The sequence below is a fragment of the Paenibacillus nuruki genome (assembly GCF_001721045.1).
Lineage (GTDB): Bacteria > Bacillota > Bacilli > Paenibacillales > Paenibacillaceae > Saccharibacillus > Saccharibacillus nuruki.
In genome coordinates this window covers 55,931-69,216 of record NZ_MDER01000034.1, presented here as the reverse complement: position 1 = coordinate 69,216, position 13,286 = coordinate 55,931, and the positions used below count along the sequence as shown (strand labels likewise).

At 39.1% G+C, this 13,286-nt stretch carries 14 protein-coding genes; 8 read left to right on the top strand and 6 right to left on the bottom strand.

All coding sequences use genetic code 11. From position 1 onward, the window contains the following. Window positions 1–115 precede the first annotated feature (115 nt). Window positions 116–2,080, bottom strand: a complete 1,965-nt coding sequence (locus tag PTI45_RS08900) for a fibronectin type III domain-containing protein (protein ID WP_069327207.1) — start codon at window positions 2,078–2,080, stop codon at window positions 116–118. 243 nt (window positions 2,081–2,323) lie between these two features. On the opposite strand from PTI45_RS08900, the gene PTI45_RS08895 reads away from it, so the two are divergent. The 7 genes from PTI45_RS08895 (at window position 2,324) to PTI45_RS08865 (ending at window position 8,781) form a co-directional block, all read left to right on the top strand. Beyond that, complete coding sequence (locus PTI45_RS08895) at window positions 2,324–3,055, top strand: hypothetical protein (RefSeq protein ID WP_069327206.1); 732 nt, start codon at window positions 2,324–2,326, stop codon at window positions 3,053–3,055. 200 nt (window positions 3,056–3,255) lie between these two features. Next, window positions 3,256–3,999, top strand: coding sequence for a response regulator transcription factor (locus tag PTI45_RS08890; protein ID WP_069327205.1), 744 nt, complete (start codon window positions 3,256–3,258; stop codon window positions 3,997–3,999). Further along, a complete protein-coding gene (locus PTI45_RS08885; RefSeq protein ID WP_069327204.1) occupies window positions 3,999–5,360 on the top strand; it encodes a sensor histidine kinase in 1,362 nt (453 codons plus the stop codon). Before PTI45_RS08890 ends, PTI45_RS08885 begins: the two co-directional genes overlap by 1 nt. 37 nt (window positions 5,361–5,397) lie before the next feature. Further along, the gene (locus tag PTI45_RS08880; protein ID WP_083243433.1) at window positions 5,398–6,426 is read left to right on the top strand and encodes an RluA family pseudouridine synthase; all 1,029 of its coding nucleotides are present in this window, start codon (window positions 5,398–5,400) and stop codon (window positions 6,424–6,426) included. Window positions 6,427–6,539: 113 nt separating this feature from the next. Next, complete coding sequence (locus PTI45_RS08875; protein WP_069327203.1) at window positions 6,540–7,055, top strand: hypothetical protein; 516 nt, start codon at window positions 6,540–6,542, stop codon at window positions 7,053–7,055. 391 nt (window positions 7,056–7,446) lie between these two features. Then, on the top strand, window positions 7,447–8,268 hold the full coding sequence (speD, locus tag PTI45_RS08870) for an adenosylmethionine decarboxylase (protein ID WP_069327202.1): 822 nt from the start codon (window positions 7,447–7,449) through the stop codon (window positions 8,266–8,268). A 6-nt stretch (window positions 8,269–8,274) separates the two neighbouring features. Next, a complete protein-coding gene (locus PTI45_RS08865) occupies window positions 8,275–8,781 on the top strand; it encodes a DUF6985 domain-containing protein (protein ID WP_069327201.1) in 507 nt (168 codons plus the stop codon). 96 nt (window positions 8,782–8,877) lie between these two features. On the opposite strand, the gene PTI45_RS08860 is transcribed toward PTI45_RS08865, so the two are convergent. Continuing rightward, window positions 8,878–9,534: a cyclodeaminase/cyclohydrolase family protein gene (locus PTI45_RS08860; protein ID WP_175425152.1), complete on the bottom strand. Its 657-nt coding sequence runs from the start codon at window positions 9,532–9,534 to the stop codon at window positions 8,878–8,880. Window positions 9,535–9,810: 276 nt separating this feature from the next. Here PTI45_RS08860 and PTI45_RS08855 point away from each other — a divergent pair, with 276 nt between their 5' ends. Next, window positions 9,811–10,797: a Gfo/Idh/MocA family protein gene (locus PTI45_RS08855; protein WP_069327200.1), complete on the top strand. Its 987-nt coding sequence runs from the start codon at window positions 9,811–9,813 to the stop codon at window positions 10,795–10,797. Between the two features lie 80 nt (window positions 10,798–10,877). Here PTI45_RS08855 and PTI45_RS08850 read toward each other — a convergent pair whose 3' ends face one another. The 4 genes from PTI45_RS08850 to PTI45_RS08835 all read right to left on the bottom strand — a co-directional run bounded on the left by PTI45_RS08850 (window position 10,878) and on the right by PTI45_RS08835 (window position 13,285). Beyond that, window positions 10,878–11,621, bottom strand: coding sequence for an HAD family hydrolase (locus PTI45_RS08850; RefSeq protein ID WP_069327199.1), 744 nt, complete (start codon window positions 11,619–11,621; stop codon window positions 10,878–10,880). Continuing rightward, window positions 11,618–12,055, bottom strand: coding sequence for an HD domain-containing protein (locus tag PTI45_RS08845; protein ID WP_069327198.1), 438 nt, complete (start codon window positions 12,053–12,055; stop codon window positions 11,618–11,620). The genes PTI45_RS08850 and PTI45_RS08845 overlap by 4 nt, the downstream gene beginning before the upstream one ends. A gap of 101 nt (window positions 12,056–12,156) precedes the next feature. After that, window positions 12,157–12,864 (bottom strand): DUF4241 domain-containing protein, encoded by a 708-nt coding sequence (locus PTI45_RS08840; protein ID WP_083243431.1) that lies wholly within the window; start codon window positions 12,862–12,864, stop codon window positions 12,157–12,159. A gap of 94 nt (window positions 12,865–12,958) precedes the next feature. After that, window positions 12,959–13,285, bottom strand: a complete 327-nt coding sequence (locus PTI45_RS08835; protein WP_069327197.1) for a hypothetical protein — start codon at window positions 13,283–13,285, stop codon at window positions 12,959–12,961. Between the last annotated feature and the right edge of the window lies 1 nt (window position 13,286).

Genomic DNA, 13,286 nt, shown 5'->3' with positions numbered 1-13,286 from the left:
TGTTTTGTACGCAATTGCCTACAAAACAGCTTTTTTTGGATAGATTACTATTGTACTGTTGGGACTCCTGACTTCAATTGACTATTCCTTTTTAGAATGTCTGTGTGACTTTCGATTAATACGTATCTGTACTTACCGTAGGTATAGATAAAGGACTATACGTATCAGTCAGCACCGTACCGTTGGTATTAGCGCCATAGAATAATAATAATTCTTGAAAAGTCACCCATGTGGTTGTCGTTTCAGTCAAAATCATAATTCCTTCATATTTGCCGGGTGGTACAGGAATAGCTGGTAGAACTCCACCGAAAGGATTAAAGTAAGCTTGAATTTTGCCATCATATAATAGATTCCAATTGTTGCCTTGTAGACCATAGATAGTGAACGTTTGTTTACCCGGTACATTCAACATACTGACTAACTGAATCGCACTTAATTGAACAGGCTTAGGGAAACGGTAGTTAATTGTTCCACTCTTATGATCACCTGTATTCGGTATCCAGTAGGTCGATAGATCGCCATCTATCGTATTTTCAGGCGGTTTGTTATCGTAATAACCGAGAGTGGTGACGGTGGTTCCTTTGGGTACAGGATTACCTGTCGCATAACTCATCGGTGTGGCATGGACGAGATTGGAATAGTTTTGATTTTGCCCATTGATTACAGCATTCACAACAAAATAATAAGGTACACTGTTATTATCAAGCCCTGTCACTGTATAATCTTGATACGTATCTGCTTGAACGGTAATCGTCTGACCATTTAACACATCAGGGTACTGCTTCATATACGTAATTCGATATTCATCCGCTTCGGGAACCGCATCCCATGTCAGATGTACCTGTCCATTTTGGGGTGTAGCTTGTAATCCTGTCATCGAAGATCGATCGCTGATATATAATAACTCGTTGACCTCTACTGGTGCGGCGGTTGAACTGATTTCGATTTTAAGTAATTGATACCAATCCGGTTCAATCGGAATACTCTCGATACGCACAGGCGATAAGGAACCAGCTACATGCACTGTTTTTTGCCCGATCAAGGTATTACCATTTCGCCCTTGTTCATATATTTTGTATGTGATATCACTTTCAACAGGAGCAGTGATCACAAATTGTAATTCATCAATATACAATGGATAGCGTATCCCATAACTTAACGTTGCATTTTTACTGTTATTTTGTGTTTTCCATTTGGATAGTATATCCCCATCCATGGTATATTCAACCGGATTACGATAGTATTCGCTACTTGCACCCTTACCTGTATTTTCTGGAAAAGGATTGCCACGTATACGCATTCCACCGACTTCATTGGAATAATTCGTTCGGATGCCATTGCGTACTCCTGCTACTGCAAAATAATAAGTGACTCCTGTAGCTAGGTTAGGAACGGTAAAGTTGTTATATGTGTCTGAGGCTATGGTAACTGTATCTGTATATTGACCCGAAGTGGTACCGTAACGTATTTGATAATGATCTACATCTGCAATCGGTTTCCAAGAAAGAGAGACTTGTTCATTTTTGTTGAGGGCTGGGAGTTGTGCTGGAGGAGTACTTGTTGTTGTAGGTACAAGATGAACTTCACTCATCATCACCCAATTACGTGTAGAACTAACGGCAATACTAATCCCATCATACCAGCCTATTTGTACGGAAATAGGGGTTAATGCTTGATTGCCGCCTGTAGTGACATGAAAGGTACGCGTAGCGATATTACGCCAGTATCCATTTTGTAGACCTCGAATCGTATACGTTTCATAACGATCTCCGATTCCACCTGTAGAGACTTGTACACTTTTGAGATTCACTGCCTCGGCAAACTTCATTTGTATTATTCCTGTATTTGCAGAGACTTTCCATATACTGTACCAATCACCATCTCCAATATTCTGAGGCTCAAATGTAGGATCATACGTACTTGATGTATACGTGGTACCCACAGGAATCCGATTACCTACCAGTCCTTCACTTCCATCTAATGCCGCTTCAACTGTCTTCGCCTGAGGAACACAAATAACAAGCAAACTAAAGATACATACATATAGCCAACCTTTACGCCACTGAAATTGATTTTGCATTATTACCCTCCTTTTTTGATCGTTATGAACTACAGATGCTGTTATCAACGGGTTATGTATACAAGTAAGTGTTTAATTAATAGCACAATATGGGTTTAATGTATATTTTTATTTTATTAGATTTTTGAAAAAGAAACGATTATCGCTGTATTATCATTTCATACACTTTTCACACATCTATTCCACGATTCTCACATAACCTCTTGATAAGATAAATTTACATTCTAAGAAGAGGTGATTCCAATGAAAAAATGGACAAAAAATGCAGCAGTATTATTAACAACAATTAGTGTATTAGGAGGCGCAACCAGCGCATTCGCAGCTACACCAACAACAGCAACTTCAACTACACCGAAAAACACTACACCTGTCACTGCCACTCACAAAGCAGCACCTTCTACAATGACTACAGCAACTCCAGCTAAAAAAGTAACAACGACTACAACAGCCAAAGCGATGAAAGCCAAACACAGAGCGACCAAAGCTAAGCATAAAGCGACAAAAGCGGCTCATAAAGTAGCTCACAAAGCAACAAAAGCCAAACATAGAGCAACCAAAGCCGCTCATAAAAAAGCGACTGCACACAAAACAGCCGGTACTACCAAACATAAAATAGTAACAACAACTCCAAAACACAAAGCTACTCGTCATGTTAGCCAATCAGTAGCTACCAAACACCATGCTAAAAAAGTAAATCATAAAAAAGTCACTCACCAAAAAGCTACTGCTCATAAAAAAGCAGGCACTACACACAAAGTAGTAAAAACAGCTCCAAAACACAAAGCTGCTCGTCATGTTAGCCAATCGGTAGCTACCAAACACCATGCTAAAAAAGTAAATCATAAAAAAGTAACACACCATAAAGTCACTCATAAAAAAGCCGTTGCTCACAAAGCTACGACTACTAAATCTACTGCTAAAAAAGCGCCTGTAACTGCCTCTACATCTTCTGCTAAAACAACGACACACAAGTAAAATAATGCATTAGATAGCGCTCGTTCTTTTCATTCATGAACACAAGCTTGATAAGTTATGACTAAAACTCACTCTTAAAGACGGGGACTGCCTAGCAGGTCCTGTCTTTTTGCTTTAGCGAACTTTGATATTATATATACCGCTCTGCTACATTAAGAATAAGAACATTTATATTTCTGGAATGATAAGGAGTTCCCCCTATGACCAAACTATTTGTTGTCGATGATGATCCGTCTATTTTGCAATTAATTTCTGAATATTTACGTAAAGAACAGTATGAAGTGTTCTCGTATGCGCATGGACAACAATTAATTGAACATGTACAGCATGAACATCCGGACTGTTTGATTTTGGATATTATGATGCCTGGTATTGATGGGCTTACCTTATTAACAGAACTTCGTACATTTACAGGTATTCCTATAATTATGATCTCAGCGCGGGGTGAAGAAGTGGATCGAATCAATGGATTGGAGTTAGGTTGCAATGACTTTTTGAGCAAACCTTTCAATCCACGCGAATTGGTTGCCCGTGTAAAAGCAATGCTACGCTTAATCGACACTGGCAAACGTACAAGCAACTCGATCAGTCTATCTAATGTTGCAGATATGACTCCCCCAACCGTACCTGATACGTCTACCTCTTATGTCTATGCAGGCAATCTATCCATTTCAGAAGAATTTCGGCAAGTACTCATCCAAAATAATGAATTGTATTTTACCTCACGCGAATTTGAATTGTTATTATTTTTGGCGACCCATGTACAGCGTCCATTCAGTAGAGAGCAATTGATTCAGCAAGTATGGAATTATGATTTTTTCGGCGAATTACGGGTGGTTGATGATCTGGTCAAACGGATACGCAAAAAGCTAGTCCAATACCAATCGACACTTACGATTGATACCGTATGGGGATTCGGCTACAAAGCCGCTATTCATGAATAATGAAAACGATTCGTGGCAAAATGTTGCTGTCCCTCTGTGTAGGTATGCTGATGACGGTAGCCATTACCGTCTTTTTCTTCGTGCAATTAATGGATGATATTTTACTCAATCAAGTGAAACAGCAGTTATCTGCTCAGACGATCAAAGCAGCACATATTTTGAAAGATCAAGATATTGACGGATTGGATAGCACAGATTTTCGCTTTTTTATTAAAGACATTTTGTTTTACGCGGACTATTTTGTACTTGATAAAAATAATAAAATCGTTACTTCTAGCGACACTCAGAACAACGGAAAAATCCTCAAAAACTTTTCCAGCAATCATCAAGGATATATGCAGTTAAATGGTAGCAAAGTGTTGTATAGCGAAGCTCAATTAAACCATCAGCCTTTTCGCGTGATTCTATATTCTCCTTTATCATCAGTACGTGCACTATATATCCCTTTATTACGAACGACTTTGTTATCAATAGGCGCTAGTTTTATCGTTATTTTGTTTATCGCTTTGTTCGCTGTCTGGCGTATGGTACAACCACTGAATCGTTTAAAAGAAGCGGTAAGTCGGTATGAACCTCATTTACAGCCGAACGAGCACTTTTTACAAGCTGATCATACCGAAATTGGTGAATTAATCAGTACTTTTCAATTAATGGCCAATCGATTACAACGACAGCATCAATATCAGATTGAATTTCTGCAAAATGTATCACATGAACTCAAAACACCATTGATGTCGATTCAAGGATATGTGTATGCGATTCAGGATCAAGTGGTTACCACAGAGCAAGGGTTAGAGATTATCACCACTCAATCGAAGCGATTAATTCATATGGTTGAGAAATTACTGCAATTATCCCGACTCGAAAGTGTCGATGAAGTATGGCAACAGACTACGATTGATCTCAAAACGATGGCAGAAGAAGCGATTCATTTGCTATTACCAGCGGCGCAACCGCGCAATATACAGCTACAATTAATGGGCCCTTCGCTGATGATCACTATTGCTGCGGAACAGGTATTTCAGATCTTGCTGAATCTGCTTCAAAATGCTATTCGTCATACCTCTACACAAGTACAATTGACGATTGAAGTGTCTGATGATCATGAGATTTGTCGTATTCATATCGACGATGATGGTGAAGGATTATCCAGCGAAGAACAACAACAGATTTTTCAACGCTTTTATACAGGTAAAAGTGGAGTCACCGGTCTAGGACTGGCGATCTGTCAGCAAATTGCTTCCCATTTACAAGCAGAGCTCGTATGCACTTCTTCCCCACTTGGAGGCGCTAGATTTAGCTTAATCTTGCCCAAAAGCACAGAATTAACAAATACGGGTGCAAGATCACTTTCTCCATGATATAGTGAAGGGGTTAATTACAGGAGGCTTACAGCTTATGCAAAAAAATAATTCCCGTTCAAATTCATCTTCAAATCGCTCAAAACCAACAAAATCCGGTCATAAAGGTAAACCGACCGCTCATGCATCCAAAGCGAAAAGCACGTCTTCTCGCAATGGTTCCTATCGCAGTAAACCGATTCCACCTACGATCTATACAGTCAAAGAAGCGACAGAACTTCTTCCTTTTTTACTGGACAATCTTACAAATATCAGCCGTAACTCGGTGAAATCGATATTGGCGCGTGGTCAGGTCATTATTAATGAAAGAACCGTTACAGCGTACAATCATATGCTTCGTCCCGGTCAAGAAGTGATGGTTCATAAAGAACCACCGGTCGCCGCACCTGCTATGGTCGGCCTATCGATTATGTTTGAAGATGAGCATTTAATTGTGATTCACAAAGATGCTGGACTACTCTCTATCGCATCAGATAAAGAAAAAGATGTCACTGCTTATCGTCAATTAACCGAGCATGTTCGTGCGACTGATCCTGAGCAACGTATCTTTGTGGTTCATCGGTTAGATCGAGATACATCCGGTGTCATGATGTTTGCCAAATCTCATGATGTTCAACAACAATTGCAGAACACATGGCGTGAGAGCGTAGAAGAACGTACTTATGTGGCTCTTGTTGAAGGCGAAGTGAAAAAGCCTGAAGGAACGATCTCCTCTTGGCTGAAAGAAAGCAAAACGCTCAAAATGTTCTCCAACTCGCATGATAATGGTGGACAACACGCAGTCACTCATTTCAAACGATTGCAAAAAACAAGAGAATACTCTTTATTGGAAGTTCGCTTAGAAACAGGACGCAAAAACCAGATTCGTGTTCATATGGAAGATCTAGGACATCCTATCGTAGGTGACAAAAAGTACGGTGCTCGCGCTCAAGGTGTCGGTCGTCTTGGACTCCATGCACGCGTACTCTCCTTTATTCATCCAGTAACAGGTGAAACGATGCGCTTCGAAACGGATATTCCTAAAAGCTTCAAGCATCCTTTTAAAGATGCGCCTGAATCCAAATAAGTCATCATGTATGCTGTTACGAAAACAGGTGCTGAATTGCACCTGTTTTTTAATGCTTATCGCTTTTTATCTATGTTATAATCACCACTACTCAACACTCACAGGAGGCAATTATGCTTAATTTTGAAAAAAAGCTTGAACTGCTACAATCGTATCCGCAATTGCAACGCAAAGATGTTTCTCTCGGTCGTGTGAATTTCCATTATGAAGACAGTGCCTATGAGAAAAAGATTGTCGCTTTCCATATTCATCCGAACGGTAATGGTTACATTTATGCGGGTCTACTGCATAACTACCAGACTGATGATAAAGGATTCGTCAATATCCGTGATTATTCAGAAGAACAATTACGCACATTATTAGATGAAACGATCAAAGCGATGTCATATAACCACAAAGCAGTAGAATCGAAAGAGCAAGCAGAAGCTACAGCTTCTTTCAAATTAGCTACTACCACTTCTACAGGCGGTACATGGATCGATGAAGATGGACATATTTTAACGCTGAAATATGAAGATGAGATGTGGTGCGTGTATTCAGGTCTGAATTTAGATATGGCTTTCGAATCTCGTAGTGAAGCAGGCAACTATCTCAAAGACGAAGGATTTAAGCCACAGACTCAAGCTTAATTTTGATAGTGCATGTTTACGTTACAGCAAAAGACCATTTTCTTTGTACGTTAAAGGAAATGGTCTTTTTGTTATTAAAGTGGTTATAGAACGCTATAAACATAGGCTTGATGTATGTTCTACTTTTATTCTACATTTTACACACTTCATTGACAGAGAAAATAAAATTGGTTTTTCTAGTGCAGATATATCCATATGGAGTGTTATGTTATAATATAGGTTTTAGTGCCTGCTGTTTTTATATGTACAGATTGGGTATAGTAAAAGTATTTGATTCTTTCCTTATTAAAAGTACAACATCACTGTATATACTAATAAGACATATAGAATCATCGTTAAAATAGCATTTTATCGCCATTTCTATGGAGATCAACACTGAGGGGGAATACAAATGGGATTGACACCGCAACAGCGAATTCAGCTTCATAATTTTAACAACTTGACTAAATCATTAAGCTTTAATATGTACGATATTTGTTATACACGCACGAAAGAAGAGCGTGAAGCATATTTGGCTTATATTGATGAACAATACAATGCAGATCGTTTGGGCAAAATCTTAACGAATGTATGTGATATTATTGGAGCTCATGTGCTGAATGTGGCGAAGCAAGATTATATTCCACAAGGTGCAAGTGTAACGATGTTGATCTCTGAAGGTCCGGTAGAGACAGCACCTAACGCTTCTTTCGAAGAATCGCCTGGTCCATTACCAGAGCATGTACTCATGCATCTGGATAAAAGTCATATTACCGTGCATACGTATCCTGAATATCATCCTGATGAAGGTATCAGTACGTTCCGTGCGGATGTTGATGTATCTACTTGTGGCGAGATTTCACCACTTAAAGCGCTAAACTTCCTCATTCACTCTTTTGATACTGATATTATGACAATGGATTATCGAGTACGCGGATTTACGCGCGATATTCATGGACATAAACTCTTTATCGATCATGATATTAGTTCTATTCAGAACTACATTCCATCTGAGATCAAAGACACATACGATATGATCGATGTGAACGTATATCAAGAAAATATTTTCCATACGAAATGTAAATTAAAAAAATTCGATCTGGATAATTATTTATTCGGCTATACCAAAGAAACATTGACTGAAGAAGATCAAGATCAAATTACTCAACGTCTCAAAATGGAAATGGACGAAATCTATTACGCCAAAAATATGAATACAGATCGTTCCGTATAGTGAATCATGAGTGAACATTTAACTCATATTCAGCGCCATGAGCAGGACTGGGAAGCTCAGTTTCACTCTTCTCTTTTTCAATCTGAGGTGTCTGTGATCGCTTACGATCTGGATATTTCTACAGAACAAGCAGAAGTGGCTGTACTGGCTTTTAACCATTTAGACGAACACGTTATTGCTTCATTATGTCAGTTTTCTTGGGATTACTGCATTAGCTTTTGCGAATATGTGGGTGATGTTGAAGCCCCTTCTATTCAGGAGCCGTTGGAGATTTTGAAATATATCAAGCCTACTGCTTTGATCGTCGAACACCTCCCAGAGCATACAGAACCTATTGTTCATGTTGAACTCGAATGTGATTGGGAAGTAGAACACGGGTTAGAATGGCTTGTTCGTGGACAGCAGATTCTATATGTAGGTAGTTTTGACGGTGTAAACTCGCTGGAAAATGAAAGTTATTATCAAAACTATAGCTTGAACTTTGCCTATGGCAATACCTACGATAATCTGTAAAAAAACATCAAAAGCTCCAAACGACTCCCTTTCGGTACAGTGAGTCCGTTTGGAGCTTTTGTTAACATTTGAAATCAATCTGATGATTTGGATTGTCTATGCATGATCACTAGCGATACGTTGTTGCACTTGTACTAATAATGTTTGTTTAAGTTTGTTTATTTTCTGCATTAACAGGTCTGCACGTTGCTCATAATAACGTTGATGCTCTTCATCGGGAAGTGTCACCAGATTAATCTGTACAGTTAACGATAAAGACTGTGCTGCCGCTTCGAACAAAATAAGACTAATGCCTACATCAGAGAGCACTGTTCGATTACAGATCTCAATCAGCGGTGAAGCGCTATATAGACCATACAGACAGCATTCCATTAATTGTAGTGGAATATCGATCGATTGGATTTTCATCGTTTGAAGTGTTTCTTTGCGGTCATGCTGTTCTTTTTCCGTACGATATGGGAGTCGCAATGCTTCAATATATTGTCCAAACGATTCCATATCTTCATCCATCAAGTGTTCACAAGCACTTCTGATCTTCGCCATATCTTGTAATGCTTGTTCCACTTCTACTTGTACTTCTTTATACTCTTCTCCCTGTGAAAAGTGGGCGGTCATCGAAGTCATTGCCGCACCTAGCGCTGCTACAATCGCAGATACACTACCTCCGCCCGGTGTAGGTTCTGCTTTACCTAATTGTTCCATCACTTCACGTAAAGACTGATCCCAAGATACTTTATTCACTTCTATATTCACTGATATGCCCTCCTGATCAATCATCGTATACTGTCTTTTACCCTGTTTGGCGACGATTCATTTACTATGCGACAAAAAGATTGGCGAATAAGATCAATATCACTGTTTATTTACTCAGATCAAGCAACTAGATAAGATACTTCTAATGAATCTTGTTTCTTTTTCAAACATGCTTTGTCATATCACGGGTGACTCGGGTATAATATTGTATATTGAATACATGTATCCGTACATATTTCGGGGTACCCATATATGACGAATAGAGAGGACGATTCCATGATCCGGTTTGGTATTATAGGCACTAATTTTATAACAGAGCGATTTATTGATGCTGCACAACGTAATGATGACTTGCAGATTACTTCCCTTTACTCACGTACGCTTGAACGAGCAGAACAATTTGGTGGTAAACATGATATTCCACATGTGTTTACAGATATTACAGCTATGCTAGAAAGTGGACAGGTAGATGCCGTCTATATTGCTAGCCCTAATTCTTTTCATGCCGAGCAAGCTATTCTATGTATGAATCATGGCAAGCATGTCCTATGTGAAAAGCCACTGGCGTCTAATGTAACGGAAGTGACTGCTATGATCGAAGCAGCGAAGCAAAATAACGTTACTTTGATGGAAGCCATGAAATCAACGATGATGCCGAATCATATTGCGATTCACGATAATTTGTATCGTATCGGGCAAGTCCGCCGTTATTTTGCTAATTATGGTCAATATTCTTCTCGTTACGATGCTTACAAAGAAGGCAATATCCAAAATGCGTTCAAACCTGAATTCTCCAATGGCGCTTTGATGGATCTCGGGGTTTATTGTCTGTATCCGCTTGCAGTGATGTTTGGTCGTCCGAATGAAGTGAAAGCGACAGGTGTCATGTTAGAATCCGGTGTAGATGGTGAAGGCAGTATTATTTTGTCTTATGATGAAATGGATGCTGTAGTCATGTATTCCAAAATCACCGATTCTTCGCTTCCGTCTGAAATTCAAGGCGAATTAGGTAGTGTACGCATCGACAAGATCAGTGAGCCTCAACAAATTACGATCACGTATCGTGGAGGATATGAAGAAGAGATTAATGTAAGTCAATCCGAGCCACCAATGTATTACGAGATTCGTGAATTCTTGAACCTGATTATAGAAGGTAGACAACAATCAAGTATTAATTCATGGGAACATTCGTTGATTACGTTTGAAATTATGGACGAAGCTCGTCGCCAACTTGGTCTGATCTTCCCTGCTGATTCCAAATAGTTCTTAACTAACAGAATAAGATAAAAAAAGCAAAGACATGATCTATGTCTTTGCTTTTTTTAAATTTACTTATTTCAAATTCAATCTATTGACGATGAATCGAACTGCTTGGCAATCATCGCTAACAATTGTGTACGGATTTCAGTATAATTTAGGGCTTCTGTATCCGGTTGATGATTCGATTCACGAGGAGCATGACGGGCATTGAACCAGATCATATGCCAGTGAGCACTTACTGCACCCACAACATCATTACGCCACGAATCGCCAATAAAGAAACTATGTTCAGGCTTGGTATCCGTCAACCGATTAACATAATTAAATATAGCTGGATCTGGTTTTTCTAGACCCACCTCACCTGAAATAAATATTCGATCACGCGCAAAAACTTGATCCATATGTAATGCGCAAATCTTTTTCCATTGATGCTCCGCAGGGCCGTTGGTTAATAGACCAACTGTATAGCCTTGATCCATCAATTCATGAATCAACTCTACAACTCCGTCGTAAGGACGAATATTATACTGTGAGCCTATATATACAGCCTGCATTTGCTTCGCTTGTTCCTCCGTAATCTCAATCTCAAATTCCTTTAATGTCAATATAAAGCGCTGGTAACGCATTTCTTCTAAAGGAAGTGCCTGAGGATTCTGAGGCGATACTAATACTTCACTATAATAACGAAAACGTTGATATACATCACTATACGACAACGATTCCTGTTGCTGTGGAATCACCTGTTGCAACGCTTCGAACAGCGGTTGCAAATGATCGTATAATGTATCATCAACGTCAAAAAAGATACCTATTTGTTGTGGATTCAATGGGTCGGATTCTCCTCGGTCATTAATTCATCCAGTGCTTTGCCATACTTACTGATCCGTTCCATATCTTTGTCGGTTGAACTCAAAATACGAGATGGGTCCATATTATCTTCAATATCAGCAATTTTTACTGGACGAGCTAACGAATTTTTTTTGGCACGCTTTACAAATTCATGATAGTCCTCGTCTTCGCTACGACTTAACGCTTGTACAGCTTCTACAATTTCATCGGAAAAGCCTTCAGCAGATAGATCATGAGCGGTTACATCTGTATCTTCTAACACATCATGCAATACAGCAATAATTCGTTCTTCTTCTGTAGTCATTTTTAACATCACACGCAATGGATGTAAAATATAAGGTAGCCCTGATTTGTCTATTTGTCCGGAATGCGCTCGGGTTGCAAGAATAATAGCACGATCTAAATTACTCATTGACATTCACATCCTTTTTTATGGTTACTTTCGTATCACCCATGTTATTTATTACACACGTATAGCCGGATGAATCACTTCACCCGGCTTCACTTTATGATTTAATCAGGATATACATTAAAGTCTGTTAACAATTGTACACAATTGCCTTCACTATCATAACCGATATAACTATGATAAATTCCATTGCCAAACCCGCTAGAAAACAGCGCAATATTGTGTCCATTATCCAGTTCTTGAACAAGCCAGCTTCGTGTATGAAGATATGATTCTTCGGCTGCAAGTTCCCATGCTTCCATCAACTCTTGAGCCACTTCAGGATTTTCTTGTTCTTGTTGAAAAGCAAGCCATGCATACGCTTCAGCATCCAAAAAGCTACCTGTGCCTGAATCGACTGCATATCCCCAACGTGCATGTTCATCGAGCTGATACAAATTAGCATCGGCTTGAACTTCACGCTCTGCGCCTACCCATCTTGCTACAGGATTGGAATTAAAGGTAATACGTGCAAATGCAATGCGTTCATCTACATGATCTTTATGCCGATCTGTAGGATCGGTAATACGTGCAATCGATAATTCTATTGGAAAAGAACCTGTGGGGAAAGTCTGTACAAAAGGTGTCGATTCGATCAAGCTGTATGGATCATCGGCTACAATCTTGCCGGTTATCACACGCAGTTCCCCGATAGACTTGGTATAAAAAGCAAGATTACGTCTCTGGCCTCTCCATAATTTGACTTGTTCTAAGGCAAATCCGTCTTTGAAAACTTCTTCCAGCACCTTACTTTCTTTAAGAACCTCGCCCATCTTCTTTTCCTCCAATCAGATGTAGATTATTTTCCATTATACTCCTATTTAAAGAATACGGTACATGTTCTCTGCAAAAAATTTGAATTTTCGCTTAAAAATTTTGGATATTGTCCACGATATCTGCATTACTCGCATAAACCTCACATTTTCCATTGAATGATTGTGTAGAATCAAGCATAATATGATACGATGCTGTAACATGAAATAATAGAAGAATTGTGATTGTACTGCCAAGCGCTGATGTAAGATATTTTGCTTTGCAAAAATCATTTTTGATTGAAATAGAAGAATCGCGCTTATATTGCCAAGCGCTGGATGTAAGATATTTTGCTTTGCAAAAACCATTTTTGATTTGAATAGAAGAATCGCGCTTATACTGCCAAGCGCTGAGAACGGAGAATAGCTTTGGATCAACCATC

Bases quoted from the DNA above. Each gene is read 5' to 3' on its own strand.
- PTI45_RS08900 (WP_069327207.1), bottom strand. From the start codon at position 2,080: ATGCAAAATCAATTTCAGTGGCGTAAAGGTTGGCTATATGTATGTATC.
- PTI45_RS08895 (WP_069327206.1), top strand. From the start codon at position 2,324: ATGAAAAAATGGACAAAAAATGCAGCAGTATTATTAACAACAATTAGT.
- PTI45_RS08890 (WP_069327205.1), top strand. From the start codon at position 3,256: ATGACCAAACTATTTGTTGTCGATGATGATCCGTCTATTTTGCAATTA.
- PTI45_RS08885 (WP_069327204.1), top strand. From the start codon at position 3,999: ATGAAAACGATTCGTGGCAAAATGTTGCTGTCCCTCTGTGTAGGTATG.
- PTI45_RS08880 (WP_083243433.1), top strand. From the start codon at position 5,398: ATGCAAAAAAATAATTCCCGTTCAAATTCATCTTCAAATCGCTCAAAA.
- PTI45_RS08875 (WP_069327203.1), top strand. From the start codon at position 6,540: ATGCTTAATTTTGAAAAAAAGCTTGAACTGCTACAATCGTATCCGCAA.
- speD (WP_069327202.1), top strand. From the start codon at position 7,447: ATGGGATTGACACCGCAACAGCGAATTCAGCTTCATAATTTTAACAAC.
- PTI45_RS08865 (WP_069327201.1), top strand. From the start codon at position 8,275: ATGAGTGAACATTTAACTCATATTCAGCGCCATGAGCAGGACTGGGAA.
- PTI45_RS08855 (WP_069327200.1), top strand. From the start codon at position 9,811: ATGATCCGGTTTGGTATTATAGGCACTAATTTTATAACAGAGCGATTT.
- PTI45_RS08845 (WP_069327198.1), bottom strand. From the start codon at position 12,055: ATGAGTAATTTAGATCGTGCTATTATTCTTGCAACCCGAGCGCATTCC.
- PTI45_RS08840 (WP_083243431.1), bottom strand. From the start codon at position 12,864: ATGGGCGAGGTTCTTAAAGAAAGTAAGGTGCTGGAAGAAGTTTTCAAA.
- PTI45_RS08835 (WP_069327197.1), bottom strand. From the start codon at position 13,285: ATGGTTGATCCAAAGCTATTCTCCGTTCTCAGCGCTTGGCAGTATAAG.